The following is a 724-nucleotide window of genomic DNA, read 5'->3' on the forward strand; positions in this document are numbered from 1 at the left end:
TTAAGGTGGTATGCGGCGGCATCGGTATTGCGTTGCTCACACCTTAACAGGGCGTTAGGCATCAATGAGGCGTAAATGGAAATAGTTTTAGCGATTGCAACTTTACTTGGTGGGATTACCGCTGTTTGGTTTTTCTGGGACAAGGCTCGAGAGTTCACTCTTGGAACCAACAAGGTAAATACCCATGACTTAGAGTTATTCGAACAATATAAAGGTATGTTTGTTACGACGGGAGCTGCCGAGTTTTATAGACAACATGACTTTTTGGCACAGTTCTCTGAAGATTATTGGCGACCTTTATCTAGTTATGTAGATAATTGGTATAAACCCGATTATGAGTTCTCCAATAGTAAACTTCAAAAGAAGCACAAGACGCTTTACGAAGCAGCAGAAAAATTAGGGATAGCTATTGCTGGCAACACCGTAACAATAGCGCCAACGTACAAAATGCGTTCAGTACGACCGGATAACCTAGCATTTGGACCAATACCAGACCACATAAAAGAAGAAGCAAAAGAGATTAACGGTTTAGTTCCAGCATTTATAAAAGCTCATGATGACTTCGTTAAACTAGGTAATCATGAGTTGTACTAAAAATGCCTAACAAACAATTTAAGAGGGATTCCCAACGCTTGGCATTTTTGTTTCTACTTCAGTTTTAGTGGTTACGGTACAATGCTTTAGGTTAGGTGGTAGCGTTGCTCACCCCTTAATTGGGCGTTAT

At 40.6% G+C, this 724-nt stretch carries 1 protein-coding gene; it reads left to right on the plus strand.

Features of this window, described 5'->3' with window-relative positions; genetic code table 11:
- The first annotated feature begins 75 nt into the window (after nt 1-75).
- Nucleotides 76-594 carry a hypothetical protein gene (locus EXZ60_RS18935; RefSeq protein WP_055035820.1) on the plus strand — a complete coding sequence of 173 codons (519 nt, stop codon included), beginning with the start codon at nt 76-78 and terminating at the stop codon, nt 592-594.
- Nucleotides 595-724 lie beyond the last annotated feature (130 nt).

Origin of the sequence: Vibrio sp. 1151_11 (assembly GCF_029478525.1) — a bacterium.
GTDB lineage: Bacteria > Pseudomonadota > Gammaproteobacteria > Enterobacterales > Vibrionaceae > Vibrio > Vibrio anguillarum.